This window comes from Microbacterium excoecariae, assembly GCF_011326725.1.
Classification (GTDB): Bacteria; Actinomycetota; Actinomycetes; order Actinomycetales; family Microbacteriaceae; genus Microbacterium; species Microbacterium excoecariae.
Genome location: NZ_JAANCO010000001.1, coordinates 1,690,218 through 1,715,599, shown reverse-complemented (window position 1 = coordinate 1,715,599; position 25,382 = coordinate 1,690,218). Strand labels below are relative to the sequence as shown.

At 72.7% G+C, this 25,382-nt stretch carries 26 protein-coding genes; 25 read left to right on the top strand and 1 reads right to left on the bottom strand.

What is annotated here, in order from left to right; all coding sequences use genetic code 11:
* The first annotated feature begins 1 nt into the window (after position 1).
* The 14 genes from nusB to G8E01_RS07905 all read left to right on the top strand — a co-directional run bounded on the left by nusB (position 2) and on the right by G8E01_RS07905 (position 15,987).
* Positions 2 to 412, top strand: a complete 411-nt coding sequence (gene nusB / locus G8E01_RS07970) for a transcription antitermination factor NusB (RefSeq protein ID WP_166318216.1) — start codon at positions 2 to 4, stop codon at positions 410 to 412.
* 65 nt (positions 413 to 477) lie between these two features.
* Positions 478 to 1,020 (top strand): bifunctional pyr operon transcriptional regulator/uracil phosphoribosyltransferase PyrR, encoded by a 543-nt coding sequence (pyrR, locus tag G8E01_RS07965; RefSeq protein WP_166318213.1) that lies wholly within the window; start codon positions 478 to 480, stop codon positions 1,018 to 1,020.
* On the top strand, positions 1,020 to 1,991 hold the full coding sequence (locus G8E01_RS07960) for an aspartate carbamoyltransferase catalytic subunit (RefSeq protein ID WP_166319806.1): 972 nt from the start codon (positions 1,020 to 1,022) through the stop codon (positions 1,989 to 1,991). Before pyrR ends, G8E01_RS07960 begins: the two co-directional genes overlap by 1 nt.
* A complete protein-coding gene (locus tag G8E01_RS07955; protein ID WP_166318210.1) occupies positions 1,988 to 3,289 on the top strand; it encodes a dihydroorotase in 1,302 nt (433 codons plus the stop codon). The genes G8E01_RS07960 and G8E01_RS07955 overlap by 4 nt, the downstream gene beginning before the upstream one ends.
* Entirely contained in the window at positions 3,286 to 3,789 is a 504-nt protein-coding gene (locus tag G8E01_RS07950; RefSeq protein ID WP_166318207.1) for a PH-like domain-containing protein, read from the top strand. The genes G8E01_RS07955 and G8E01_RS07950 overlap by 4 nt, the downstream gene beginning before the upstream one ends.
* Positions 3,786 to 4,964: a glutamine-hydrolyzing carbamoyl-phosphate synthase small subunit gene (gene carA, locus G8E01_RS07945; RefSeq protein WP_166318204.1), complete on the top strand. Its 1,179-nt coding sequence runs from the start codon at positions 3,786 to 3,788 to the stop codon at positions 4,962 to 4,964. The genes G8E01_RS07950 and carA overlap by 4 nt, the downstream gene beginning before the upstream one ends.
* Positions 4,957 to 8,238, top strand: coding sequence for a carbamoyl-phosphate synthase large subunit (gene carB / locus G8E01_RS07940; RefSeq protein ID WP_166318201.1), 3,282 nt, complete (start codon positions 4,957 to 4,959; stop codon positions 8,236 to 8,238). Before carA ends, carB begins: the two co-directional genes overlap by 8 nt.
* Positions 8,235 to 9,116, top strand: coding sequence for an orotidine-5'-phosphate decarboxylase (pyrF, locus tag G8E01_RS07935; protein WP_338100770.1), 882 nt, complete (start codon positions 8,235 to 8,237; stop codon positions 9,114 to 9,116). The genes carB and pyrF overlap by 4 nt, the downstream gene beginning before the upstream one ends.
* Positions 9,109 to 10,017, top strand: coding sequence for a guanylate kinase (gene gmk / locus G8E01_RS07930; protein ID WP_166318198.1), 909 nt, complete (start codon positions 9,109 to 9,111; stop codon positions 10,015 to 10,017). The genes pyrF and gmk overlap by 8 nt, the downstream gene beginning before the upstream one ends.
* 34 nt (positions 10,018 to 10,051) lie before the next feature.
* Positions 10,052 to 10,309 (top strand): DNA-directed RNA polymerase subunit omega, encoded by a 258-nt coding sequence (gene rpoZ, locus G8E01_RS07925; RefSeq protein WP_155048687.1) that lies wholly within the window; start codon positions 10,052 to 10,054, stop codon positions 10,307 to 10,309.
* Between the two features lie 105 nt (positions 10,310 to 10,414).
* Positions 10,415 to 11,605, top strand: coding sequence for a methionine adenosyltransferase (metK, locus tag G8E01_RS07920; protein WP_166318195.1), 1,191 nt, complete (start codon positions 10,415 to 10,417; stop codon positions 11,603 to 11,605).
* Positions 11,606 to 11,613: 8 nt separating this feature from the next.
* Complete coding sequence (locus tag G8E01_RS07915; protein WP_166318192.1) at positions 11,614 to 13,605, top strand: primosomal protein N' family DNA-binding protein; 1,992 nt, start codon at positions 11,614 to 11,616, stop codon at positions 13,603 to 13,605.
* A gap of 43 nt (positions 13,606 to 13,648) precedes the next feature.
* Positions 13,649 to 14,566: a methionyl-tRNA formyltransferase gene (fmt, locus tag G8E01_RS07910; protein WP_166319802.1), complete on the top strand. Its 918-nt coding sequence runs from the start codon at positions 13,649 to 13,651 to the stop codon at positions 14,564 to 14,566.
* Positions 14,563 to 15,987: an RsmB/NOP family class I SAM-dependent RNA methyltransferase gene (locus tag G8E01_RS07905; protein ID WP_166318189.1), complete on the top strand. Its 1,425-nt coding sequence runs from the start codon at positions 14,563 to 14,565 to the stop codon at positions 15,985 to 15,987. Before fmt ends, G8E01_RS07905 begins: the two co-directional genes overlap by 4 nt.
* Before the next feature lie 7 nt (positions 15,988 to 15,994).
* Here G8E01_RS07905 and G8E01_RS07900 read toward each other — a convergent pair whose 3' ends face one another.
* Positions 15,995 to 17,461 (bottom strand): hypothetical protein, encoded by a 1,467-nt coding sequence (locus tag G8E01_RS07900; protein ID WP_166318186.1) that lies wholly within the window; start codon positions 17,459 to 17,461, stop codon positions 15,995 to 15,997.
* 62 nt (positions 17,462 to 17,523) lie between these two features.
* On the opposite strand from G8E01_RS07900, the gene rpe reads away from it, so the two are divergent.
* From rpe to lgt, 11 genes are read left to right on the top strand one after another with little or no spacing between them, the layout of a single operon-like run.
* Entirely contained in the window at positions 17,524 to 18,219 is a 696-nt protein-coding gene (rpe, locus tag G8E01_RS07895) for a ribulose-phosphate 3-epimerase (protein ID WP_338100769.1), read from the top strand.
* Entirely contained in the window at positions 18,216 to 18,479 is a 264-nt protein-coding gene (locus G8E01_RS07890; protein ID WP_166318183.1) for a phosphoribosyl-ATP diphosphatase, read from the top strand. The genes rpe and G8E01_RS07890 overlap by 4 nt, the downstream gene beginning before the upstream one ends.
* A gap of 46 nt (positions 18,480 to 18,525) precedes the next feature.
* Positions 18,526 to 19,368 (top strand): ATP phosphoribosyltransferase, encoded by an 843-nt coding sequence (hisG, locus tag G8E01_RS07885; RefSeq protein ID WP_166318180.1) that lies wholly within the window; start codon positions 18,526 to 18,528, stop codon positions 19,366 to 19,368.
* Positions 19,368 to 20,165, top strand: a complete 798-nt coding sequence (gene hisF, locus G8E01_RS07880; protein WP_205827249.1) for an imidazole glycerol phosphate synthase subunit HisF — start codon at positions 19,368 to 19,370, stop codon at positions 20,163 to 20,165. Before hisG ends, hisF begins: the two co-directional genes overlap by 1 nt.
* Positions 20,162 to 20,545: a phosphoribosyl-AMP cyclohydrolase gene (gene hisI, locus G8E01_RS07875; RefSeq protein ID WP_166318177.1), complete on the top strand. Its 384-nt coding sequence runs from the start codon at positions 20,162 to 20,164 to the stop codon at positions 20,543 to 20,545. Before hisF ends, hisI begins: the two co-directional genes overlap by 4 nt.
* Positions 20,542 to 21,138, top strand: a complete 597-nt coding sequence (locus G8E01_RS07870; RefSeq protein ID WP_166318174.1) for a Trp biosynthesis-associated membrane protein — start codon at positions 20,542 to 20,544, stop codon at positions 21,136 to 21,138. The genes hisI and G8E01_RS07870 overlap by 4 nt, the downstream gene beginning before the upstream one ends.
* A gap of 54 nt (positions 21,139 to 21,192) precedes the next feature.
* Positions 21,193 to 21,423, top strand: a complete 231-nt coding sequence (locus tag G8E01_RS07865) for an HGxxPAAW family protein (RefSeq protein WP_155048683.1) — start codon at positions 21,193 to 21,195, stop codon at positions 21,421 to 21,423.
* Positions 21,423 to 22,211 carry an indole-3-glycerol phosphate synthase TrpC gene (gene trpC, locus G8E01_RS07860; protein ID WP_166318171.1) on the top strand — a complete coding sequence of 263 codons (789 nt, stop codon included), beginning with the start codon at positions 21,423 to 21,425 and terminating at the stop codon, positions 22,209 to 22,211. The genes G8E01_RS07865 and trpC overlap by 1 nt, the downstream gene beginning before the upstream one ends.
* A complete protein-coding gene (trpB, locus tag G8E01_RS07855) occupies positions 22,211 to 23,419 on the top strand; it encodes a tryptophan synthase subunit beta (protein ID WP_166318168.1) in 1,209 nt (402 codons plus the stop codon). The genes trpC and trpB overlap by 1 nt, the downstream gene beginning before the upstream one ends.
* Positions 23,416 to 24,219 carry a tryptophan synthase subunit alpha gene (gene trpA / locus G8E01_RS07850; protein WP_166318165.1) on the top strand — a complete coding sequence of 268 codons (804 nt, stop codon included), beginning with the start codon at positions 23,416 to 23,418 and terminating at the stop codon, positions 24,217 to 24,219. The genes trpB and trpA overlap by 4 nt, the downstream gene beginning before the upstream one ends.
* A gap of 46 nt (positions 24,220 to 24,265) precedes the next feature.
* Positions 24,266 to 25,291, top strand: a complete 1,026-nt coding sequence (gene lgt, locus G8E01_RS07845) for a prolipoprotein diacylglyceryl transferase (RefSeq protein ID WP_166318162.1) — start codon at positions 24,266 to 24,268, stop codon at positions 25,289 to 25,291.
* Positions 25,292 to 25,382 lie beyond the last annotated feature (91 nt).

The following is a 25,382-nucleotide window of genomic DNA, read 5'->3' as shown; positions in this document are numbered from 1 at the left end:
GATGAGCGCCCGCTCCAAGGCGCGCCAGCGCGCGCTCAACATGCTGTTCTCCGCGGACGTCCGCGGCGAGAGCGTCGACACGATCCTCGCCGCGGAGGCCCAGCGCGCCGTGGGCGAGCCCGACCGGCAGGCGTCGTGGCTCTATGCGCGCGAGATCGTGGACGGCGTCATCGATCACCGCGACGAGATCGACGAGCAGATCGCGACGCACAGCCGCGACTGGAAGCTCGAGCGGATGCCGGCCGTCGACCGCGCCGCGCTCCGGCTGGCGACGTGGGAGCTCCTCTTCAACGACGAGGTCCCCACGGCGGTCGCCATCGACGAGGCCGTCGAACTCGTGAAGAGCCTCTCGACGGAGGAATCGGGCGCGTTCGTGCACGGCGTGCTCGCGCGCATCGCGCGCGGCAGCTGACTATACTTAAGTCCCGCACCACCACACCTTTAATCCCGTCCTGTGAGGCGGAGAAGGGAGTTGGGATGAGCACGCGCACCGTGCTGCAGGCATCCGACATCTCGCGCGCCTTGACGCGCATCGCCCACGAGATCCTCGAGTCGAACAGGGGCCCCGACGGCCTCGTGCTCCTCGGGATTCCGTCCCGCGGCGCCCCGCTCGCCGAACGCCTCGCGGCGCTCATCGAGCGCGTGAGCGGATCCGCCGTCCCGGTCGGTCAGCTCGACGTCACGATGTATCGCGACGATCTGGCGCAGCACCCCACGCGGTCCCCGCGCCCGACCGAGATCCCGGCCGGCGGCATCGACGGGCGCGTCGTCGTCCTCGTCGATGACGTCCTGTTTTCCGGGCGCTCCATCCGCGCGGCGCTCGACGCCCTCGGCGACATCGGCCGGCCCGCCGCCGTGCGACTCGCGATCCTCGTCGACCGCGGACATCGCGAGCTCCCGATTCGTCCGGACTTCGTCGGGCGCAACCTGCCGTCCGCGCGCTCCGAACGCATCAACGTGCGACTCGAGGAGATCGACGGCGTCGACGAGGTCACGATCCGCGGCGAGGAGGCCCCGTGATGCGACACCTGCTCGATACCCGAACTCTCGACCGCGAGAGCGCGATCCGGATCCTCGACGTCGCCGAGGACATGGCGGCGACGCAGTCGCGTGAAGTGAAGAAGCTTCCCACGCTGCGCGGGAAATCGGTCGTGAACCTGTTCTTCGAGGACTCGACGCGCACGCGCATCTCGTTCGAGGCGGCCGCGAAGCGCCTCTCCGCCGACGTGATCAACTTCTCGGCCAAGGGGTCGAGCGTGTCGAAGGGCGAGAGCCTGAAGGACACCGCCCAGACCCTGGAGGCGATGGGCGCGGACGCGGTCGTCGTGCGGCACGGCGCGTCGGGCGCGCCGCGCACGCTCGCCACGAGCGGCTGGATCTCAGCCGGCGTCGTCAACGCCGGCGACGGCACGCACGAGCACCCCACGCAGGCGCTGCTCGACGCGTTCACCATGCGCCGCCGCCGGTACGGCGCGGGCGGTAGCCGCGGGCGCGATCTCGCGGGCTACCGCGTCGCGATCGTCGGTGACATCCTGCACTCGCGCGTCGCGCGCTCGAACGTCTGGCTCCTCGCCGCGCTGGGCGCCGACGTGACCCTCGTGGGCCCGCCCACGCTGCTCCCGCAGGACGTCAGCGCGTGGCCCGTGAGCGTCGCGTACTCCCTCGACGAGGCGATCGCCTCCGGTCACGACGCGATCATGATGCTCCGGATCCAACTGGAGCGCATGAACGCCGCGTATTTCCCGTCGGAGCGCGAGTACGCGCGCATCTGGGGCCTGGGCAGCGACCGGCTGGCGGCGCTCGGCGAGGATACGATTGTCCTGCACCCGGGGCCGATGAACCGCGGCCTCGAGATCTGCTCGGAGGCGGCCGATTCGCCGCGGGCCACGGTGCGCGAGCAGGTCGCGAACGGCGTGTCCGTGCGCATGGCGGTGCTGTACCTGCTCCTGGCGGGGGAGCGCGAGGGATTCGAGACGAAGGAGAGCCGATGAGCGAGGTGCTCCTCATCCAGGGGGCCACGATCGAGGGCGCGGGTCGCGCCGACATCGTCGTGGAAGACGGTCGGATCGCCGAGGTCGGCTCGGGGCTGTCCCGCCCCGGCGTCCGCACGATCGATGCCGACGGGCTCGTCGCGATCCGCGGACTCGTCGACCTGCACACGCACCTGCGCGAGCCGGGGTACGAGGCGAGCGAGACCATCGAGACCGGAACGCGCGCGGCGGCCGCGGGCGGCTACACCGCGGTCTTCGCGATGCCCAACACGCTGCCGGTCGCCGACACGGCGGGCGTCGTCGAGCAGGAGCTCGCGCTCGGCGAGGCGGCCGGATACGCCACGGTGCAGCCCATCGGCGCCGTCACCGTCGGACAGAAGGGGGAGCGGCTCGCCGAGCTCGGCGCCATGGCCGCCTCCCGCGCCCGCGTCCGCGTCTTCAGCGACGATGGCTTCTGCGTCTTCGACCCGCTTATCATGCGCCGCGCGCTGGAATACGTGAAGTCCTTCGGCGGCGTCATCGCGCAGCACGCGCAGGATCCGCGCCTCACCGAAAGCGCGCAGATGAACGAGGGCGCGGTCTCCTCGGAGCTCGGCCTCGCCGGCTGGCCCGCGGTCGCCGAGGAATCGATCATCGCCCGCGATGTGCTCCTCGCGGAACACGTCGGATCTCGGCTCCATATCTGTCACCTGTCAACGGCTGGCAGCGTCGACATTGTGCGGTGGGCGAAGAAGCGCGGGATCAACGTCACCGCCGAGGTCACGCCCCACCACCTGCTCCTCACGGACGAGCACGTGCGCGGCTACGACCCGCGCTTCAAGGTGAACCCCCCGCTGCGCCGCGAGGAGGACGTCCGAGCAGTCCGCGAGGGGCTCGCGGACGGCACGATCGACATCGTCGCCACCGACCACGCACCACACCCCGACGAGGCGAAGTCCTCCGAGTGGGCGGCCGCGGCCAACGGCATGGTCGGCCTCGAGACGGCCCTGCGGATCGTGCACGACACGATGGTCGACGACGGCCCGTTCGGCTGGGGCGACGTCGCGCGGGTGATGTCGACCGCGCCCGCGCGCATCGGCGGCATCGACGACCGCCACGGCCGCGCGATCGCCCCGGGCGCGCCGGCGGAGTTCACGCTCTACGACCCCGCCGCGCGCGGGGACGTGGCCCTCGACACGCTGCGCGGGCGCAGCCGGAACTCGCCGTACCTCGGTCGCTCGCTCCCGGGATCCGTCCGGTGGACCATCCACCGCGGCAGGCCCACGCTCGCCGACGGCGCTCTGGAGCCGCGCTCGTGACGCGGGAACTCGCGCTGATCGTGATGGTCGCCGTCGCGCTCGTCGGCCTCGCCCTGATGGCGTGGGGCTGGCGACGACGAACCCGACGCGACGCCGGCATCGCCGTGCCGCTCGGGGAGCCGACGGGCGAGCTCGTCGGCGAGTTCGACGGATTCTACGTCGCGACGACCCGTCACGACGCTCCGCTCGACCGCGTCACGGCGCGCCCGCTGGCCTTCCGCTCGTCCGCCGCGATCACGGTCACGCGCGACGGGCTCGGTCTGGGGCTTCCGGGCGAGCGCCCCGTCTTCTTCCCGGCCGCGTCCCTCACGGGCGCGGGCCGGGCGACCTGGACGATCGACCGCGTCGTCGAGCGCGACGGGCTCGTGCTCGTCGCCTGGGCGTCCGGGTCCCAGATCTTCGATACCTACCTCCGCCTGCAGGACTCCGATCCGACCGCGCTCGTCGCGGCGATCGAGAGCATCCTTGCAGCCGAAACCCCCACAGGAGCCACCCGATGACTTCCATCGTCGACATCTCGTCCCTGCTCGACCGGGACCGGGCCGTTCTCGTGCTCGAGGACGGCGCCCGCTACGAGGGATACGCCTACGGCGCCCGGGGCACGACCCTCGGCGAGGTCGTGTTCTCGACCGGCATGACCGGTTACCAGGAGACCCTCACCGACCCGTCGTACGCCGGCCAGATCGTGCTGCAGACCGCGCCGCACATTGGCAACACCGGCGTCAACGACGAGGACCCGGAGTCCCGCCGCATCTGGGTCGCCGGATACATCGTCCGCGACCCGTCGCGCGTCGTCTCGAACTGGCGCGCCGACGAGTCCCTCGACGACGCGCTTCGCCGCGACGGCATCGTCGGGATCTCCGGCATCGACACCCGCGCGATCACGCGGCGGATCCGCTCGCTCGGTTCGATGCGCGGTGGCGTGTTCTCCGGCGACGCCGCCGAGCTGGACGCCGCGGAGCAGCTCCGCATCGTGCGCGAGGCGCCCGAGATGACGGGACGCAACCTGTCGGAGGAGGTCTCGGTGACCGAGCCGCAGGTCACCCCCGCCGTGGGGGAGCGCCTCGGCAACCTCGCCGTGATCGACCTCGGCATCAAGCAGGCGACGGTCCAGAACCTCGCGCGCCGCGGTTTCGAGGTGCACGTCCTGCCGCAGTCGACCACGCCGGATCAGCTGCGCGCGATCGATCCCGTCGCCGTGTTCTACTCCAACGGCCCCGGCGACCCGGCCGCGAGCGACAAGCACGTCGAGCTCCTGCAGGGCGTGCTGCGCGACGGCCTGCCGTTCTTCGGCATCTGCTTCGGCAACCAGCTCCTCGGCCGCGCTCTCGGGCTCGGCACCTACAAGCTCCCCTTCGGGCACCGCGGGATCAACCAGCCGGTGCTCGACAGGGCCACGGGCCGCGTGGAGATCACCTCGCAGAACCACGGGTTCGCCGTTGAGGCGCCGCGCGAGGGCGTCTTCGACAGTCCGGCCGGCTTCGGCCGCGTCGAGGTGAGCCACATCGGCCTCAACGACGACGTCGTCGAGGGGCTGCGCGCCCTCGACATCCCCGCCTTCTCGGTGCAGTACCACCCCGAGGCGGCGGGCGGGCCCCACGACGCCAACTACCTGTTCGACCGTTTCCGGGACCTCGTCATCGAGTCCCTCAGCAAGAAGGGCGCTCATGCCTAAGCGCGACGACATCTCCTCCGTCCTCGTCATCGGATCCGGTCCGATCGTCATCGGCCAGGCGTGCGAGTTCGACTACTCGGGAACGCAGGCCTGCCGCGTCTTGCGCGAGGAGGGCGTCCGCGTCATCCTCGTCAACTCGAACCCCGCGACGATCATGACCGACCCCGACTTCGCGGATGCGACGTACATCGAGCCCATCACCCCCGAGGTGATCGAGACGATCATCGCGAAGGAGCGCCCCGACGCGATCCTCCCGACGCTCGGCGGACAAACGGCGCTCAACGCCGCGATGTCGCTGAACGAGCTCGGCATCCTCGACAAGTACGACGTCGAGCTGATCGGCGCGAACGTCGACGCGATCCGCAAGGGCGAGGACCGGCAGATCTTCAAGGAGCTCGTCGTCGAGTGCGGCGCCGACGTCGCCCAGAGCCGCATCGCTCACACGATGGACGAGGTCATGGCCGCGGCGGACGAGCTCGGCTACCCCATGGTCGTGCGCCCCTCCTTCACGATGGGTGGGCTCGGGTCCGGCTTCGCCTACAACGAGGAGCAGCTGCGCCGCATGGCCGGCCAGGGCCTCCGCGAGTCGACGACCACCGAGGTCCTGCTCGAGGAGTCCATCCTCGGCTGGAAGGAGTACGAGCTCGAGCTCATGCGCGACACGGCCGACAACACGGTCGTCGTCTGCTCGATCGAGAACGTCGACCCCGTCGGCGTCCACACCGGCGACTCGATCACGGTGGCGCCCTCGCTCACCCTCACGGACCGCGAGTATCAGAAGATGCGCGACATCGGCATCGACATCATCCGGGCCGTGGGCGTCGACACGGGCGGGTGCAACATCCAGTTCGCGGTGAACCCGGACACCGGCCGCATCATCGTCATCGAGATGAACCCGCGCGTCTCGCGCTCGTCCGCGCTCGCCTCGAAGGCCACGGGCTTCCCGATCGCGAAGCTCGCCGCGAAGCTCGCGCTGGGCTACCGCCTCGACGAGGTGCCGAACGACATCACCCGCGTCACGCCCGCCTCCTTCGAGCCGACGCTCGACTACGTCGTCGTCAAGGTGCCGCGGTTCGCATTCGAGAAGTTCCCGGCCGCCGACCCCACGCTCACGACGACCATGAAGTCGGTCGGCGAGGCCATGGCGATCGGCCGCAACTACACGACCGCGCTGCAGAAGGCGCTGCGCTCGACCGAGCGCCGCGGGTCCAGCTTCCATTGGGGAGACGAGACGCGCACGGTCGCGGAGCTGCTGGAGTCGATCGTCGTGCCGACCGACGGCCGCATCGTCGACGTGCAGCAGGCGCTGCGCCTCGGCGCGACGGCCGAGCAGGTCTTCGACGCCACGAAGATCGACCCCTGGTTCATCGACCAGATCGTGTTGATCAACGACGTCGCGGCCGCGATCGCTCAGGCGGGTGCCCTCGACGAGCGCGCGATCCGCCTCGCGAAGGAGCACGGCTTCTCGGACGCGCAGATCGCCGAGCTGCGGGGTCTCACGGAGGAGGACGTGCGCCAGACGCGCTACGACCTCGGCCTGCGCCCCGTTTTCAAGACCGTCGACACGTGCGCGGGCGAGTTCCCTGCCCTCACGCCGTACCACTACTCGTCCTACGACGCGGAGACGGAGGTCGCCCCGTCGGATCGCCGCAAGGTGGTCATCATCGGTTCCGGCCCCAACCGCATCGGGCAGGGCGTCGAGTTCGACTACTCGTGCGTGCACGCCTCGTTCGCCCTGAGCGATGCGGGCTTCGAGACGATCATGGTCAACTGCAACCCGGAGACCGTCTCGACCGACTACGACACGTCGGACCGCCTGTACTTCGAGCCGTTGACGCTCGAGGACGTCCTCGAGGTGCTCCACGCCGAGTCGCAGTCCGGCGAGCTCTTCGGGGTCGTCTGCCAGCTGGGCGGACAGACCCCGCTCGGCCTCGCGCAGGGGATCCAGGACGCCGGCTATCGGGTGCTCGGCACGAGCCCCGCGGCGATCGACCTCGCGGAGGACCGCAAGCTCTTCGGCGAGATCCTCGAGCGCGGCCAGCTCGTCGCGCCGCGCAACGGCACGGCGACGAGCGAGGAGGAGGCGGTCGCGATCGCCGAGGACATCGGGTACCCCGTCCTCGTCCGCCCGTCCTTCGTGCTCGGTGGCCGCGGCATGGAGATCGTGTACGACACGCCGAGCCTCCGCGACTACTTCGCGCGGATCGCGGGCGACGCGATCATCCGCGAGGACGCCCCGCTCCTCGTCGACCGGTTCCTGGACGACGCCGTCGAGATCGACGTCGACGCGCTGTACGACGGCGAGGACCTCTACGTCGGTGGCGTCATGGAGCACCTCGAGGAGGCCGGCATCCACTCAGGCGACTCGTCGTGCGCCCTGCCTCCGATGTCGCTCGGGCGTAGCGAGATCGACCGGGTCGTCGCGGCCACGCGCGCGATCGCCGAGGGCGTGGGCGTCCGCGGCCTCCTGAACGTGCAGTTCGCGATCAGCGCGGGCGTGCTCCACGTCATCGAGGCGAACCCGCGCGCGAGCCGGACCGTCCCGTTCGTGTCGAAGGCTCTGGGGATCCAGCTGGCGAAGGCCGCGAGCCGCGTTATGGCAGGCTCGACGATCGCCGAGCTGCGCGCCGAGGGTCTCCTGCCGGAGATCGACGGATCCCGCGTTCCGCTCGATTCCCCCGTCTCCGTCAAGGAGGCCGTCCTGCCGTTCAAGCGCTTCCGCACCGAGACGGGCGAGATCGTCGACTCCGTGCTCGGCCCGGAGATGCGCTCGACCGGGGAGGTCATGGGCATCGACCGCGACTTCCCGACCGCCTTCGCGAAGAGCCAGGCGGCCGCGTACGGCGGTATCCCCACCTCGGGGACCGTGTTTATCTCGGTCGCCGACAGCGACAAGCGCGACGTGATCCTGCCGGCGCACCGCCTGCAGGAGCTCGGCTTCACTCTGCTCGCGACCTCCGGCACCGCCGAGATCCTCGCGCGGAACGGCATCGCGGTCACGGTCGTCGGCAAGTACTCGGCAACGCAGGCCACGGGCGAGGAGAACATCGTCGACCTCATCACCCGCGGCGAGGTCGACATCATCGTGAACACCCCGAGCGGCATGTCGGCGCGCGCCGACGGCTACGAGATCCGGGCGGCCGCGGTCGGCGCGGACAAGGCCCTGTTCACGACGATCGCGACGCTCGGCGCGGCGGTCGCGGCGATGGGGACGATGGGATCCGGGTTCGACGTCAAGAGCCTGCAGGAGTTCCAGGCGGAGCGCGCCGCGTGACGGTGCCCTTCGGAGAGCGGGTGCGCGCCGGCCTGGACCGGCGCGGCCCGCTCTGCGTGGGCATCGATCCGCACCCCGGCCTCCTCGCGGAGTGGGGCCTGCCGGAAAGCGGCGAGGGCGTGCGGGAGTTCGGGCTGCGCGTGGTCGCGGCCGCCGCGGAGCGCGTCGCGGTCGTGAAGCCGCAGGTGTCGTTCTTCGAGCGCTGGGGGTCCGAGGGCCTCCGCGCCCTGGAGGACGTGTCGCGCGAGGCGCGGGCGGCCGGCCTCCTCGTGATCGCGGACGCCAAGCGCGGCGATATCGGATCCACCATGGACGCCTACGCCCAGGCCTGGCTCACGCCCGGCGCGGCGCTCGAGGCGGACGCTCTGACCGTGAGCCCCTACCTGGGGGTTGGATCCCTCGCGGGCACGATCGAGCGGGCGTACGACGCTGGCAAGGGCGTCTTCGTCCTCGCCGCAACGAGCAACCCGGAATCCCGCGGGCTGCAGTCCTCCGTCGATCCGCAGGGCCGGACCGTGTCGCAGCGCGTGATCGACGAGGTCTCGGAGCTCAACGCGCGGCACGTGGCAGGCGGGCAGTGGGCCAGCGCCGGCTTCGTCGTCGGCGCGACCGTGGACTGGCGCGCGGCGGGCATCGCCCGGTCGACGCCTCCGGCCCCCCTCCTCGCGCCCGGCTTCGGCCATCAGGGCGCGCGCCCCGATCAGCTCGGCGCAATCTTCGGGGAGGCGGCACCGACCGTCCTCGTGAGCGAGAGCCGGAGCATTCTCTCGGCCGGGCCTGTGATGATCGACAGCGTGATCGAAGAGCACGCCGACGCGGCACGAGCCGCCAGGACCAGCGCGGGCAGGAGCGTCCCGGAGCGTGATGGCGATGAGTGAGGCGCCGCGCCCGCCGGAGGTCGACCGACTCGCCGCGTCCCGCAAGGCCGTCGAGGCCCGCCGGGCGCGCGCGGGGCTCAAGCGCGACATCGCGATGCGCGTCGTGACGCCGCAGAGCGTGCTCCGGCGCGCCACGGCGGATCCGCGGTCCGCGGCCGGCACGCTGCGCGTTCCGGAGTTCCTCACGGCGATCCCCGCGATCGGCGCGGGCAAGCGGGACCGGATCCTCGCCGATCTCGGGATCTCGCCCGTCAAGCGGCTCGGCGGCCTCGGCGGCCGACAGCGTGACGCGCTGCGAGGGTGGCTGGACCTGCGCTGGCCCGAGCCCGAGCCGCGCCCGGCGCGCTCCAGCCTCGTCGTCCTCGCCGGGCCGACCGCGGTCGGGAAGGGAACGGTGGCCGCGTACATCCGCGAGCATCACCCCGACGTCATGCTGTCCGTCTCGGCCACCACGCGCCAGCCGCGCCCGGGCGAGGTGGACGGAAAGCACTACTTCTTCGTCGACGAGGCGGAGTTCGACCGCATGGTCGCGAATGGCGAGCTCCTCGAGTGGGCGACGGTCCACGGCACGCATCGCTACGGCACGCCGCGCGGTCCCATCGACCGCGCGGTCGCGGCCGGGCGGCCCGTCCTCCTCGAGATCGACATGCAGGGCGCCTTCCAGGTGCGGCAGAGCGAACCGCGGGCGTCGCTGGTGTTCCTGTTGCCGCCGAGCTGGGACGAGCTGGTCAGCCGGCTCGTCGGGCGCGGCACCGAGGACGAGGAGGAGCGGGCCCGCCGGCTCCGCACGGCACGCGACGAGCTGGCCGCGCAGGGAGAGTTCGACTTCCGTGTCGTCAACGAAGATGTGCCGACCGCGGCCCAGCAGGTCGTAGACTTGATGCAGGCGTCCGCGCGCTGAGGCTTTCTCGCGCGCTCATTCACAAGGAGTTTCCATGGCCACGGAGAACAAGGGCATCATCGATCCGCCGATCGACGAGCTGCTGGACCGCGTCGACTCGAAGTACCAGCTCGTGATCTACGGCTCGAAGCGGGCCCGCCAGATCAACGACTACTACACGGATCTGCAGGAGGGCTCGCTCTTCGACAACGTCGGTCCGCTCGTCGATTCGGCCGTCGAGGACAAGCCGCTGTCGATCGCGCTTCGCGAGATCCACCAGGACAAGCTGCGCCTGCGCCCCGCGGGGGAGTGACCCCGCCCCGCACCGTCGTGTGAGGACCCCCGCCATCGCGATGTCGGGGGTCCTCGTCATGATGGTTCTCCCGCCGTTTCTTCCCACCAACCTCGAGGTCATCCCATGAGCCTTCGCCTGTTCACGTCTGAGTCGGTCACCGAGGGGCACCCCGACAAGATCTGCGACCAGATCAGCGACAGCGTGCTCGACGCCCTGCTCGCGCAGGATCCCGGCGCCCGCGTCGCGGTCGAGACGCTCGTCACCACGGGTCTCGTCCACGTGGCCGGCGAGATCCGCACCGACGGGTACGCCGACATCGCCTCGATCGTGCGCGGCGTCATCCGCGACATCGGGTACACCTCGAGCGACATGGGCTTCGACGCCGACTCGTGCGGCGTCACGGTCTCCGTGGGCGAACAATCCCGCGAGATCGGGGACGGCGTGACCACGAGCGAGGAGCACCGCTCCGGCGACGCGGCGGATCCGATCGAGCAGCAGGGCGCGGGCGACCAGGGCATCATGTTCGGGTACGCGACGAACGAGACGCCGGAGCTCATGCCGACGGCGATCTGGACGGCCCACCGCATGGCCGAGCGGCTGACCAAGGTGCGCAAGTCGGGAGAGCTCGCGTTCCTCCGGCCGGACGGCAAGACGCAGGTCACGCTCGGCTACGACGGCCAGGTTCCCCGGACAGTGGAGGCCGTGGTCCTGTCGACGCAGCACAGCCCGGACATCTCGCAGGCCGACCTGGCGGAGGCCGTCGAGCGGCTCGTCGTGCGCCCGGTGCTCGAGTCGACAGGCCTGGACGCCTCGGGCGCCGCGCTCCACATCAATCCCTCCGGGAGCTTCGAGCTCGGCGGTCCTAAGGCGGACGCGGGCCTCACGGGGCGCAAGATCATCATCGACACGTACGGCGGCGCGGCCCGCCACGGCGGGGGCGCGTTCAGCGGCAAGGACCCCTCGAAGGTCGACCGGTCGGCGGCCTACGCGATGCGCTGGGTGGCGAAGAACGCGGTCGCGGCGGGGCTCGCCGAGCGGCTGGAGGTGCAGGTCGCCTACGCCATCGGACGGGCGAATCCCGTCGGCCTGTACGTCGAGACCTTCGGCACGGGCGTCGTCAGCGACGCGGTCATCACCGCCGCCATCCGCGAGGTGTTCGACCTGCGCCCCGGCGCCATCGTGCGCGACCTCGACCTCCTGCGCCCGATCTACGCCCGCACCGCCGCGTACGGCCACTTCGGCCGCGAGCTGCCCGAGTTCACCTGGGAGCGCACCGACCGCGCGGACGATCTGCGAGCCGCCGCGGGCCTGTGACGGGCGCCGTGGGCGGCGCAGAGCGGGCCATCGCCCGCGTCATCGTCGACACGCCGCTGCCGCAGCTGGACCGGCTCTTCGACTACGAGATCCCGGGCGAGCTGTCGGAGCGCGTCCGCGTGGGCGTGCGCGTCAAGGTCCCGCTGCGCTCCGCGGGGCGGATCCTCGAGGCGTTTGTCGTCGAGCGCGCCGTCGAGCCCGACGCGGATCGTCGCCTCGCGCCGATCGAGGAGGTCGTGTCCGACGCCGTGGTCCTCCCGCCCGGGCTCTATCGCCTCGCCCGCGCCGTCGCGGACCGCGCGGCGGGCTCCGCGATCGACGTCCTCCGCCTCGCGATCCCGCGCCGCATGGTGCGCGCGGAGAAGACGTGGCTCGCGGCCCCGCACGACGACGCGGCCGCCGTCGGCGCCGCCGAAATCGACGCCGCGCGCGCGGAGCTCGCCGCCTATCCGGGCCTCGCCGAGGCGCTCGCGGACGGCGCGCGCGTCGCCATCGACGCACCGCCGGGCGTCCTCGACGGCCTGCCGCGCTGGACGCACGTGTGGGCCGCCGCGGCGGTCGATGCGCTCGCGCGGGGGCGATCCGCGATTCTCGCCGTGCCGGACTATCGCGCGCGCGCTCTTCTCGACCGCCGGGTCCGTGAGGTCCTCCCGGCCGGCGCCATCGTGACGCAGGACGCGGGGCGCCCCGGTCCCGAGCGGTACGCGGGGTACCTGCGCACCCTCGAGGAGTCGCCCGTCGTGGTGATTGGCAATCGATCCGCCGTTTACGCGCCGGCGCCCCACCTGGGCGTCGTGGCCCTCTTCGATGACGGGGACCCTTCGTTCGAGGAGCCGCTCGCGCCATACGTGCACGCGCGTGACGCGGCGCTCGTGCGCCAGGGCCTCGACGACACGGCGCTCCTCATCGGCGGTCACACGCGCACGTCCGACACGGAGCGGCTCGTCGAGATCGGTTTCGTCCAGGAGATCGCGCCCGCGCGGCGCGAGTCGCCGCGCGCCGTGCTCGCGCCGCCGCAGGACACCCCGCAGACCGGGCGGATCCCCTCCGCCGCCTTCCGCGCCGCGCGGGAGGGCCTCGAACTCGGGCCCGTCCTCGTCCAGGTGGCCCGCCCCGGGTACGCGCCCTCCCTCGTGTGCGCGGAGTGTCGGTCTCCGGCACGCTGCGTCCCGTGCGGGGGCCCGCTGTACGCGCCCGCGCGCGGCGCCACCCCGACCTGCCGCTGGTGCGGCCGCGGCGCGCACGGGTGGGTGTGCGCGCAGTGCGACTCGACGCGCGTTCGCCTCTCCTCGTCGGGATCCGAGCGCACGGCGGACGAGCTCGGGCGCGCTTTCCCCGGGGTGCGCGTCGTCGTCGCCGACGGCGCGCACCCCGTCGCCGACGTCGACGACGCGCCGGCGCTCGTCGTCGCGACCCGCGGCGCGGAGCCGATCCCGCGATCCGGCTACCGCGCCGTCCTGCTGCTGGACGGCGACCGGATGCTCCAGGCACCGGATCTCCGGATCGGAGAGAGCTGCCTCAGGTGGTGGTCGAACGCGGCCGCCCTCGCCGCGCCGGAGGCGCCCGTGCATCTCGTCGGCGTGACGGGCCCCGCGGCTCGCGCTCTCGCGACGTGGAGCCAGCCCGCCTACGCGCGGGCGGAGCTTGTCGAGCGCGCGCCGTTGGCGATGCCGCCGGCCGCGCGCGTCGCCCGCCTCGAGGGCCTGCCCGACCGCGTCGACGACGCGCTGGCGTCTCTCCGACAGGAGGTCCCCGAGCTCTCGAGCGACGCCATTTTGGGCCCCGTGCCCGCCCCGCAGGCGCCCGAACGGCGCATCGCGCTCGTGCGCTTTCCCTACTCCCTCGGCACGACCGTCGCGGGCACTCTCCGTGCCGCCGTCGTGCAGGCCGCCATGGCTCAACGCGCCCGCGCGCGCCGCCGCGAGCCCGGCGCACCCAAGCCCCGCACCCCGGCGAATACACTCGCCGTGCGGTTCGACATCCCCGATCCCGAGCTGTGATCCGTTCCGGAAGGACCCCGACATGAGCCCGACCCCCGACCCGTTGCGCATCGTCTTTGCGGGCACGCCCGGCGTGGCGGTCCCGACGCTGAACGCGCTCAGCGCATCGGACCACGCGGTCGTGGCCGCCGTGACGCGACCGGCCGCGCCGCAGGGCCGACGCCGCGTGCTGACGCCGTCCCCGGTCGCGGAGTCCGCCGCCGGGCTCGGCATCGACGTCATCGAGGCGGCGCGCCTCGGCGACGACGAGACGGCGCGGATCGCCCGGCTCGAGCCCGACCTCGGCGTCATCGTGGCCTACGGCGGGCTCGTGCGCGCGCCGCTGCTCGCCGTCCCGCGATATGGCTGGATCAACCTCCACTTCTCCGAGCTCCCGCGCTGGCGCGGCGCCGCCCCGGTGCAACACGCCCTCATCGCCGGCGACGACGTCACGGGAGCGACGGTGTTCCGCCTCGTGGAGGCGCTCGACGCCGGGGACGTCCTCGCGACGACCCCGTACGAGCTCGCCGGCGGCGCGACGGCAGGGGAGGTTCTCGCCGCCCTCGCCGAGGTCGGGGCAGACCTCGTCCGCGACACCGTCGACGACATCGCGGGCGGGCGGGCGGTCGCGACCCCGCAGGCCGGGGCGCCGACTCTCGCCCCGAAGCTCGCCCTCGCGGACGGGGCGCTCGACTTTCGCGAGCCCGCGGAACGTGTGTTCGCGCGGTATCGGGGGGTCACGCCCGAACCGGGGGCGCACACGACCCACGACGGCGCGCGCCTGAAGGTCCATCGCCTCGCCACGACGTCCGATCGCGGCGGGCTCGCCCCCGGCGAACTCGCGCCGCACCCGGACGGCGTTCTCGTCGGGACCGCGACGGATCCGCTCCTGCTCGAGCGGGTGCAGCCCGCCGGAAAGCCCCAGATGGCCGCCGCGGACTGGTTCCGCGGCCTGCGCGGCGCCGCGAGGCTCGGCGCATGAGCGGCCGCGAGCGCGCGCCCCGCTCGCGGCGTGGCCCGGACCGGCGCCCGCAGCCCGTCCAGCCCGCGCGCGAGGTCGCCTATCGGGTCCTGCGCGCGGTCGACGAGGACGACGCGTACGCCAACCTCCTCCTCCCGCGCGAGATCGAGCGCGCCGGGCTCGGCCCGGCCGACGCCGGCCTCGCCACCGAGCTCACGTACGGCACCCTGCGCGGGCTCGGCACGTACGACGCGGTCGTCCGCATCGCCGCGGAGCGCGACCCGGCGACGATCGACCCGGCGGTCCTGGACGCCATCCGCCTGGGGGTGCACCAGCTCCTCGCGACCCGCGTTCCGAGTCACGCCGCCGTCAACGAGTCGGTCTCGCTCGCCGAGAGGGCCGCGGGCCGCGGCGCGGCGGGATTCGCGAACGCCGTCCTCCGCCGCGTGTCCCGGGAGGGGGCGGACGCCTGGCGCGAGCGCCTCGCACAGGACGCGCGCAGCGACGACGAGGCGCTGGCGGCCACCTCGTCGCACCCCGTGTGGGTCATCCGCGCGTTCCGGCGCGCGCTGCAGGCGGAGGGCCGGGCGCACGAGCTCGCCGCGCTCCTGGAGGCGGATAACGCTGCGCCGCGCGTGACGATGGCGGCCCTTCCCGGGCTCGCGGATCCGCCCGAGCCGCGGACGACCTATTCGCCGGTCGGGTTCCGCCCGGGCGTGGGGGACCCGGAGCCGATCGTGGCCGGATCCCGCGGGGCGATGCGCGTGCAGGACGAGGGATCCCAGCTCGTCGCGCTGGCGCTCAGCCGCCTGGAGTCCTCGGATTCGGCACAGGGCGAGGCGTGGCTCGACCTGTGCGCGGGCCCCGGGGGCAAGACCGCCCTGCTCGCCGCCGACGCGCGGGCGGCCGGCGCGCGCCTCTCGGCGAACGAGGTGGTGCCCGCGCGCGCGGGCCTCGTGCGGCGCGCCCTGGCGGCGATCCCGGACCCCATCGAGGTGCACGAACGGGACGGCAGGGACCTGACGGCGGCGCGCCCCGGCGCGTTTGACCGGATCCTCGTCGACGCCCCGTGCACGGGCCTCGGGGCGCTCCGACGGCGCCCCGAGGCGCGCTGGCGCAAAAGCCCCGAGGACGTCGCGGAACTCACCCCGCTGCAGGCCGACCTCCTCGACGGGGCGATCGGCGCGACGCGCGCGGGCGGGACCGTCGCGTACGTGACCTGCTCCCCGCACCTCGCCGAGACGGTCGGCGTCGTGCGGGAGGTGCTCGAGCGGCGCGGCGACGCGGTCGATCTCCTCGACGCCCCGGCCGCGCTGCAGGCGGTCGCGCAGCGGGAGCTCGACCTCCCGGCCCGGTCGGACGGGCTCACCGTCGCGCAGCTCTGGCCCCACCGCCACGGCACCGACGCGATGTTCCTCGCGCTCCTGCGCGTGCGGGGCTGAGCACGCCCTACGACCGCCACTCGAGCGAGGCCGCGCCGTCGTCTCCGATGACGACGACGGCGCGGTCGGAGACCTCGTACGCCGTGCACTCGCCGCCGCCCGCGCAGCGGGCGTCGAGGCGGATGGAGAAGTATCCGAACCCCGCGATCGCCTCGGGATCCTCGATATCGACGCGGAGCGGCGCGGCGGTGGCGTCGGCGATCGTGTCGCTCGAGCGCGTGACGGGCCCCTCGACGTCGCCCGCGGCGAAGCCGCGCTCGCTCGCGCACGGCGTGCGGACCGCGTCGGACGCGAGGCAGACCTCGACCGCGTCCGCGAAGGCCTGGCGGGCGGTTCGCTCGGCCTCCGCCGACAGCGCCGCCGTCGGCCACTCGTCCTCCGCGAGCGGCAGCACCAGCGCGTCGGGGCGCTCGGTCCCGTCGGGGGTATCGACGCCCACGACCAGGTGCGGCGCGCCGACCGCGACCTCGTAGGCGCCGGGGAAGAGCATCGTCTCGCGCTCGAGGTCCACGTCGCGCCCGAAGATCGTGACGCCAAACTCGTCGAACGCGGCGTCGTAGAGAGACAGCCCCAGCCCGTAGTCGTCGACCCGCCACGCGCCGTCGTAGCCCTCGGTCATCTCGAGGTCGAGAGCGTGTGGCTCGCCCGCGAGCAGCATCTCGGCGCGCACGCGCCCGGACCACGCGGATCCGTCGAGGCCGGACTCCACGATCGTGACGTCGGTCATCGGGGCCAGGTCCTGCGACGCGTCGAGCATCTCCGCGCTGAGGAACGACGCATCCTGATAGTCGGACGCGAACTCCTCGGCGCCGTAGACCAGCGCGCGCGCCGCGTCGGCGTCGCGCGCCTCGATGGCCGTCAGGAATTCAGACGCGACGGCGGCCATGCCCTCGGCCGCGGCGCGCCGGTCGTCCTCCGAGACGTCCGCGAGCGGATCCGGTTCCCCGAACACGTCGCTCGAGAGCACGGCGGGAATCGCGACCGCCGCGATCACGCCCACGACGACGAGGGCGACGACGATTCCCGTGCCGCGACCGCGGGTGCGCGTCCGCCGCCCGGCCTGTCCCGTGCGGCGCCCCGCCCGCGCGGGCGCTGCGGACGGCTCCGCGCCCGCACGGGATTCCTCCTCCTGGCCCGCCTCCGCCGGCCGCCGCTCGTCGGCGCCCGCGCCGGGCTGCCCGCCCGCGTCGGCACGCGGCTCGGCGCTCGGATCCGGATCCGCCGGCGGCTGCGCGCCCGGTTCCTCGCCGGCGATCGGCTCGGGAGCCAGACGATCGCCGGGCTCATCCGACCCGATCGGCTCGGGCGCGGCGGGCGGATCTGCATCGACCTCCGGCCCCGGCACCTCCTCGGGCGGCTCGGGCGCCGGATCCGCCGCATCGGGAGCGGGGGAGGGCGCATCCGCGCCCCGCTGCCACGGCATGCGCGCGTCCCACGTCGGCGTCTCGCCCCGTTGCCACGGAAAGTCCCCCATGTGCGCCCCCTTCGACCCGTCGCGGATTCAGCGTAGCGACCGGCTCCGCCCATAATGGGCGGGTGAGTCTTCCCGCGGCGCCCCGCATCAACCCCAGCATCCTGTCGGCCGACTTCGTGAACATGGAGCGCGACCTCGGCCGCATCGCCGGCGCCGATCTCGTGCACGTCGACGTCATGGATAACCATTTCGTTCCGAACCTCACGTTCGGCCCGCAGATGGTGCGGCGAATCCAGGACACGAGTCCGCTGCCGCTCGACGTGCACCTGATGATCGCGGATCCCGACCGCTGGGCGCCGGAGTATGCCGAGATCGGCGCGGCGAGCGTCACCTTCCACCTCGAGGCGGCCGCCGACCCCGTGGCGCTCGCGCGCCGCCTGCGCGACATCGGCGCGCGCGCGGGCGTCGCGATCAAGCCGGGCACGGCTGTGGATCCGATCCTCGAGCACCTCGACGCGTTCGACCAGGTGCTCGTGATGACCGTCGAACCGGGCTTCGGCGGCCAAAGCTTCATGCCGGAGACGATGCCCAAGCTGCGCGCCCTCGCCGACGAGGCGAGGCGGCGCGACGCGCGCGTGTGGCTGCAGGTCGACGGCGGCATCTCGATGGACACGATCGGGCAGGCGGCCGAGGCGGGCGCCGACACGTTCGTCGCCGGGTCCGCGGTGTTCGGCGCCGCCGATATCGACGCGCGGATCACGCAGCTGAGAGACCTCGCGCGGCAGCACCGTCACGGAACGGATAGCCTGGAGGAGTGAAAACGTTCGAGGACCTGTTCGCGGAGCTGAGCGCGAAGGCCCAGGCGCGACCCGAGGGATCCGGCACCGTGGCGGAGCTGGACCGGGGCGTGCACTTCATCGGCAAGAAGATCGTCGAGGAAGCCGCCGAGGTGTGGATGGCGTCGGAGTACGAGTCCGACGCCGAGGCCGCCGAGGAGATGTCGCAGCTCCTGTACCACCTCCAGGTGATGATGATCGCCAAGGGACTCACGCTTGAGGACGTCTACCGACATCTCTGATCGGTTTCCTCGCCTCCCGTACGTCCGATCCGAAAGACCCCTCCCCGTGCTCCGTATCGCCATCCCCAATAAGGGATCCCTGTCCGAGACCGCCGTCCAGATGCTCGCGGAGGCGGGCTACGCGACGCGGCGCGACTCGAAGACCCTCCACCTGCTCGACGAGGCCAACGGCGTCGAGTTCTTCTATCTGCGCCCGCGCGACATCGCAACGTACGTCGCCCGCGGCGCGCTCGATGTCGGCCTGACGGGCCGCGACCTCCTGCTCGACGTCCAGATGCCGGCCGCCCGCGAGATCGAGGCGCTCGGATTCGGTGAGTCGACCTTCCGGTTCGCGGCGCCCGCGGGCAGCTTCTCCGCGCTGGCCGACCTCGAGGGCCGCCGCGTGGCGACCTCCTACGCGGGCCTCGTCGAGTCCTTCCTGGCGGAGCACGGCGTGTCCGTCGACGTCGTGGAGCTGAACGGCGCGGTCGAGTCCGCCGTGCAGCTGGGCGTCGCCGACGCCGTCGCCGACGTCGTCTCGACGGGAACCACGCTGCGCCAGGCGGGTCTCGAGATCTTCGGGCCCGTGATGCTCGAGTCCGAGGCCGTCCTCATCCAGGGCCCGAGCACGGCCGCGGGAATCGAGACGCTCCTGCGGCGGCTCCGCGGCGTGCTCGTCGCGCGGCGCTACGTCATGCTCGACTACGACCTGCCGGCGGATCTCCTGCCGAGTGCGACCGCGGTCGCCGAGGGCATGCAGTCGCCGACCGTCTCCCCGCTCACGCGCGAGGGCTGGGTCGCGGTGCGCGTCATGGTCCCGCGCCGCGAGGTGAACCGCATCATGGACGACCTCTACGCGCTCGGCGCGCGCGCCCTGCTCGTGACCGCGATCCACAACGCACGCCTGTGATGGATTCCTCGCCCTCGCACGCCACCGCGGCCGACCTGGGCGTCGCCGCGCGCGTGATCCCGTGCCTCGACGTCGCGGGCGGCGCGGTCGTCAAGGGCGTCAACTTCGAGAACCTCCGCGAGATGGGGGATCCCGTCGAGCTCGCCCGCGAGTACTTCGCGCAGGGGGCCGACGAGATCACCTTCCTCGACGTCGCCGCGACGGTCGAGGGCCGCGGCACGATGTACGACGTCGTGCGGCGCACGGCCGAACAGGTTTTCATCCCCCTCACGGTCGGCGGCGGCGTGCGATCGGTCGACGACGTCGCGCGCCTGCAGGCCGTCGGCGCCGACAAGGTCGGGATCAACTCGGCCGCGATCGCGCGGCCCGACCTGATCGACGAGATCGCCGATCGCTTCGGCGCCCAGCTCGTGGTGCTCTCGCTCGACATCAAGCGGTCGCCCCGCACCCCGAGCGGATTCGTCGTCACGACGCACGGCGGGCGCACGGAAACCGACCTCGACGCCCTGGCGTGGGCGCGCGAGGCGGTCTCGCGCGGCGCGGGCGAACTGCTCGTGAACTCGATCGACGCGGACGGCACGCGGGCGGGCTTCGACCTTGAGCTCACGCGCCTCGTGCGCGAGTGCGCCGACGTGCCCGTGATCGCCTCCGGGGGAGCGGGGGAGGTCGCGCACTTCGCCCCGGCGATCCAGGCGGGGGCGGACGCCGTGCTCGCGGCCACCGTGTTCCACTCCGGCCAGATTCGCATCCCGGACGTCAAGAGCGCGCTCCGCGCGGAAGGGATCCCGACACGATGACCACAGACCCCGCCGACCTGTTCACGGCCGAGGCCGTCGCCGAGCGCATCGCGCGCGTCCGCTTCACCGACGACGGGCTCGTCCCGGCGGTCGTGCAGGACCACACCAGCCGCGCGGTCCTCATGCTCGCGTGGATGGACGCGGAAGCGCTGCGCCGCACGCTCACCGAGGGCCGCGTGACGTACTGGTCGCGCAGCCGGGGCGAGTACTGGCGGAAGGGCGACACCTCCGGCCACGTCCAGGTCGTCCGCGGCGCGCGGCTCGACTGCGACGGCGATGTCGTGCTGCTCGACGTCGATCAGACGGGCGCGGCCTGCCACACGGGCACGACGACCTGCTTCGACGGCGAGGAGCGCGACCTCCACCCGGTGACCGCGTGACCGAGAGCTGGTCCGCGCGCCGCGGCCGTTCCACGAGCGTCCTCGCGATCCTCGCGGGCGGCGCCGGAAGCCTCATCGGATCCACGCAGGTCTGGGCCACGGCGTCGCTCGCGGACGCGGACGTCACCGCAACGGGCGCCGACGGCATCGCGCTCCTGCAGCCGTTGTCGCTCGCGGCGCTCGCCCTGTCCCTCGCCCTCGCCCTGTCGGGCCCCGCGCTGCGCTACGTGCTCGCGGCGCTCGGCGTCGTTATCGGGGCCGCGCTCGTCGCGGTCACGGCGCCCGTCGCCTGGTCGGCTCCCACGAGCGTCGTGCAGACCGCCGTGACGGACCACACGGGCATCAGCGGCGAGGCCGCCGTCGCCGGCCTCGTGTCCGGCATCGCGGTCACGCCCTGGGCGTGGCTCGGCGCCGTTTTCGGCGCCCTCGTTGCGCTCGGCGGCCTGCTCGCCCTCGTCACGGCCCGTTCGTGGCGCCGCGGCGGCCGCCGCTTCGACACGGGTGCCGGCGCCCGGCCCGCCACGGGCCCCCTGGACGCCGTCGACACGTGGGACGACCTGTCCCGCGGCGACGACCCCACCCGCCCGGCCTGAGCCGGCGGATCCCCTAGACTCGTCATCGTTCCGCACCATTTGAGGAGTACCCCCATGAGCAACCCCATCGGCGACCCCGGACACGGACACTCGCCCGCCGCCTGGACGAACGTCATCATCATGCTGGTCGGCCTGGCCGTGGCGACCGTTGCACTGTTCCTGGGGCAGATCTGGCTCGTGTGGGCGGGCGCGGTCATCGTCGTGATCGGCCCGATCGTGGGCCTCATCATGTCGAAGGCCGGCTTCGGCGTGAACGGACCCAAGTACCAGCCCAAGGGTCACTGATGTCGCTCCTTGCCGACCTCACGGCGGGGGCGGTCGAGGACGCGGAGGCACGCCGCGCCCAGCAGCCGCTCGCGGCCGTCGAGGCGCGCGCCGCGGCCGCACCCGCGCCGCGCGACGCGCGCGCCTTCCTTGCGCCCTCCGAGCGCATCAAGGTCATCGCGGAGGTCAAGCGCGCGAGCCCCTCGCGCGGCGACCTCGCGGCGATCCCGAATCCGGCGCACCAGGCGGGCCTCTACGAGACCGGTGGCGCGTCCGCGATCAGCGTGCTCACGGAGGGCCGCCGCTTCAAGGGGTCCCTCGCGGACCTCACCGCCGTGCGCGAGCGCGTGGCCCTGCCGGTCCTGCGCAAGGACTTCCTCGCCACGCCGTATCAAATCGCCGAGGCGCGCGCCGCCGGCGCCGACATGGCGCTGCTCATCGTCGCGGCCCTGGAGCCGGCCACCCTCGCCGAGCTGTACGCACTCGTCATCGAGTGGGGGATGACGCCGCTCGTGGAGGCGCACACCGCCGACGAGGTGCGCGCGGCCGTCGACCTCGGCGCGCCGCTCATCGGGGTGAACGCCCGCGACCTCAGCGACTTCACGCTCGACCGCGACTTGTTCGCCCGGCTGTCGGAGGGGATCCCGTCCGGCACGATCCGCGTTGCGGAGTCCGCCGTCGCCGCGCCCGAGGACGTCGTGCGCTACCGCCGCGATGGGGCGGACGCCGTCCTGATCGGCGAGGCGCTCGTCACGGGCGACCCCGTTCGTACCCTCGGCGCCTTCCTCTCCGCCACAGAAGGGATCTGATGTCTCTGCGCGACCAACCCGGCCCGTTCTTCGGCGACTTCGGCGGGCGCTACATGCCCGAGTCGCTCATCGCCGCGATCGATGAGCTCGCCGAGGCCCACCGCTCCGCCATGGCGGATCCGTCGTTCCGCCAGGAGCTGGCGGGACTGCTCGCCGAGTACGCCGGCCGCCCGTCGCCGCTCACGGAGGTGCCACGCTTCGCGGAGCACGCCGGCGGCGCGCGCGTGTTCCTCAAGCGCGAGGACCTCAACCACACGGGCAGCCACAAGATCAACAACGTGCTCGGGCAGGCGCTCCTGACGCGCCGCCTGGGCAAGACGCGCGTGATCGCCGAGACGGGCGCGGGCCAGCACGGCGTCGCGACCGCGACGGCGGCCGCGCTGTTCGGCCTCGAGTGCACCATCTACATGGGCGAGGTCGACACCGAGCGCCAGGCCCTCAACGTCGCCCGCATGCGCCTGCTGGGCGCCGAGGTCATCGCGGTCACGACCGGCTCGCGCACCCTCAAGGACGCGATCAACGAGGCCTACCGCGACTGGGTCGCCAGCGTCGAGACGACCAACTACATCTTCGGCACGGCCGCGGGGCCGCACCCGTTCCCGGCCATGGTCCGCGATTTCCAGAAGATCATCTCCGAGGAGGCGCGTAGCCAGCTCCTCGAGCACACGGGCGCCCTGCCGGACGCCGTCGTCGCGTGCGTCGGCGGTGGCTCGAACGCGATCGGCATGTTCGACGCGTTCATCGACGACCCCTCCGTCGCGCTGTACGGCGTCGAGGCGGCCGGCGACGGCGTCGACACCGACCGCCACGCCGCGTCCATCGAGCGCGGCCGCGAGGGCGTGCTGCACGGCGCGCGCACGTTCGTCCTCATGGACGACGACGGCCAGACCATCGAGTCGCACTCGATCTCCGCGGGGCTCGACTACCCGGGCGTCGGGCCGGAGCACGCGTGGCTCGCGGCCACCGGCCGCGCCACGTACATCCCCGCCACCGACGACGAAGCGATGCAGGCGCTGCGGCTCCTGACCCGCACCGAGGGCATCATCCCCGCCATCGAGTCGGCGCACGCGCTCGCAGGCGCGATCCGCCTGGGGCGCGAGCTCGGCCACGACGCGACGATCGCGATCTGCCTGTCGGGCCGCGGCGACAAGGACATGGACACGGCCGCGCGCTACTTCGGCCTCTACGACGGGGGAGAGGGCGCATGACCTCCACGGTGGAGCGGGCGATCGACCGCGCCCGAGACGAGGGCCGCGGCGCCTTCGTCGGATACCTCCCGGTCGGCTACCCAGACCTCGCGACCTCCATCGACGCCGCCGTGGCGCTCGCGGAGGCGGGGGCCGACATTCTCGAGCTCGGGCCGCCCTACAGCGACCCGGTCATGGACGGCCCCATCATCCAGGAGGCCACGAAGGCCGCGCTCGAGGCGGGCTTTCGCACGCCCGACCTGTTCACGGCCGTGCGCGAGATCTCGGGCCGCACCGCGGTGCCGATTCTCGTCATGACCTACTGGAACCTCGTCGTGCAGTACGGGGTGGACCGCTACGCGGCCGACCTCGCGGCGGCCGGCGGGGCGGGCCTCATCACCCCCGACATCACGCCCGACGCGGCGGCCGAGTGGGTCGACGCGGCGGAGCGCCATGGGCTCGACCGCGTGTTCCTCGCGGCGCCCACGTCGACGAACGAGCGCCTCGAGATGATCGCCGGCGCGTCCCGGGGCTTTGTGTACACGGTCTCGACGATGGGGATCACGGGCGAGCGCGCCGAGCTCGACCAGGCGGCGCGCGAGCTGGTCGGGCGTCTACGCGCCCACGGCGCCGCGCGCGCCTGCGTCGGCATCGGCATCTCGACCGCCGACCAGATCGCCGACGTGTGCGCGTATGCAGACGGCGCGATCGTGGGAACGGCGCTCGTGCGGGCCCTCCGCGACGGCGGCGTCGACGGCCTCGCCGAGGTCGCCCGCGAGCTCGCCTCCGGCACGCGCCGCCGGGACACGGACGCGGCCTGAGCCGCACCCCGATCCGACTCACCCAAGGACGTAGACTCTCCTCATCATGCTGCCTTCCGCGTCGCTCGTTGCCGCGAGCATCCCCAGCCCTCCGATCTCCTCCTTCACCTTCGGGGGAGAGTGGACGATCGGATCCTTCACGCTCGGACCGTTCACGATCCACTTCTACGCGCTGTGCATCCTCGCGGGGATCATCGTGGCGACGATCATGACGAACACGCGGCTCACGCGCCGCGGCGCCGAGCCGTGGGTCGTGATCGACGTGGGCCTGCCCGCCGTGATCCTCGCGCTCGTGGGGGCGCGCGCGTTCCACGTGCTCACGCACTGGGACTTCTACTTCTCCGCCGGCCGCGCCTGGTGGAACCCGTTCGTGGAGAACGCGGTCTGGAACATCTGGGACGGCGGCATCGCGATCTTCGGGGCGCTGCTGGGCGGCGCGCTCGGCGCGTGGATCGGCTGCCGCTGGACGGGCATCCGGTTCTCGGCGTTCGCCGACGCGCTCGCGCCCGGTCTGCTTCTCGCGCAGGCGCTCGGCCGATTCGGTAACTGGTTCAACCAGGAGCTCTTCGGTCTGCCGACGGACCTGCCGTGGGGCCTGGAGATCGACGCCGACAACGCCGCCATCCCCGCCGGCCTGCCCGCCGACACCCTCTTCCACCCGACCTTCCTCTACGAGGTCCTCTGGAACGGCGCCGGCGTCATCGTGCTGCTCGCGCTCTCGCGCCGCGTGGGCATGCAGTGGGGCCGCCTGTTCGCCGTCTACCTCATCTGGTACGGCGCGGGTCGCGTCGTGTGGGAGTCGATCCGGATCGACCCGAGCGAAATTTTCTTCGGGCTACGCACGAACGTGTGGGCCGCGCTGGTCGCCGTCGCGCTCGGCGTCGTCGTGCTCGCCGTCCAGTCGCGCCACACGGGCCTCGAGCCCTCGGTGTACGTCCCCGGGCGACAGCGGTCCGACCAGAATGCGCTAGCATCGCATGACAGCCCCGACGACTTCGTCGACATCAGCGAACCGCCGTCGTCGGAGATCAGCCCCTCGGCCGCCGCCACAAGCACAGCAGCCGCGAAGTAAGCCGCCCTCGCGCGGCGGAGCACCGCTCGCTTCGCACCCACCCCCACCGGCTTGCCGTCGGGCCGACGTCGTCCCCACAGAGCACGAGATA

Bases quoted from the DNA above. Each gene is read 5' to 3' on its own strand.
- hisI (WP_166318177.1), top strand. From the start codon at position 20,162: ATGACCACAGACCCCGCCGACCTGTTCACGGCCGAGGCCGTCGCCGAG.
- trpA (WP_166318165.1), top strand. From the start codon at position 23,416: ATGACCTCCACGGTGGAGCGGGCGATCGACCGCGCCCGAGACGAGGGC.
- gmk (WP_166318198.1), top strand. From the start codon at position 9,109: ATGAGTGAGGCGCCGCGCCCGCCGGAGGTCGACCGACTCGCCGCGTCC.
- rpoZ (WP_155048687.1), top strand. From the start codon at position 10,052: ATGGCCACGGAGAACAAGGGCATCATCGATCCGCCGATCGACGAGCTG.
- G8E01_RS07955 (WP_166318210.1), top strand. From the start codon at position 1,988: ATGAGCGAGGTGCTCCTCATCCAGGGGGCCACGATCGAGGGCGCGGGT.
- trpC (WP_166318171.1), top strand. From the start codon at position 21,423: ATGTCGCTCCTTGCCGACCTCACGGCGGGGGCGGTCGAGGACGCGGAG.
- lgt (WP_166318162.1), top strand. From the start codon at position 24,266: ATGCTGCCTTCCGCGTCGCTCGTTGCCGCGAGCATCCCCAGCCCTCCG.
- carA (WP_166318204.1), top strand. From the start codon at position 3,786: ATGACTTCCATCGTCGACATCTCGTCCCTGCTCGACCGGGACCGGGCC.
- nusB (WP_166318216.1), top strand. From the start codon at position 2: ATGAGCGCCCGCTCCAAGGCGCGCCAGCGCGCGCTCAACATGCTGTTC.
- G8E01_RS07905 (WP_166318189.1), top strand. From the start codon at position 14,563: ATGAGCGGCCGCGAGCGCGCGCCCCGCTCGCGGCGTGGCCCGGACCGG.
- trpB (WP_166318168.1), top strand. From the start codon at position 22,211: ATGTCTCTGCGCGACCAACCCGGCCCGTTCTTCGGCGACTTCGGCGGG.
- carB (WP_166318201.1), top strand. From the start codon at position 4,957: ATGCCTAAGCGCGACGACATCTCCTCCGTCCTCGTCATCGGATCCGGT.
- G8E01_RS07960 (WP_166319806.1), top strand. From the start codon at position 1,020: ATGCGACACCTGCTCGATACCCGAACTCTCGACCGCGAGAGCGCGATC.
- G8E01_RS07865 (WP_155048683.1), top strand. From the start codon at position 21,193: ATGAGCAACCCCATCGGCGACCCCGGACACGGACACTCGCCCGCCGCC.
- hisF (WP_205827249.1), top strand. From the start codon at position 19,368: ATGGATTCCTCGCCCTCGCACGCCACCGCGGCCGACCTGGGCGTCGCC.
- G8E01_RS07900 (WP_166318186.1), bottom strand. From the start codon at position 17,461: ATGGGGGACTTTCCGTGGCAACGGGGCGAGACGCCGACGTGGGACGCG.
- metK (WP_166318195.1), top strand. From the start codon at position 10,415: ATGAGCCTTCGCCTGTTCACGTCTGAGTCGGTCACCGAGGGGCACCCC.
- pyrR (WP_166318213.1), top strand. From the start codon at position 478: ATGAGCACGCGCACCGTGCTGCAGGCATCCGACATCTCGCGCGCCTTG.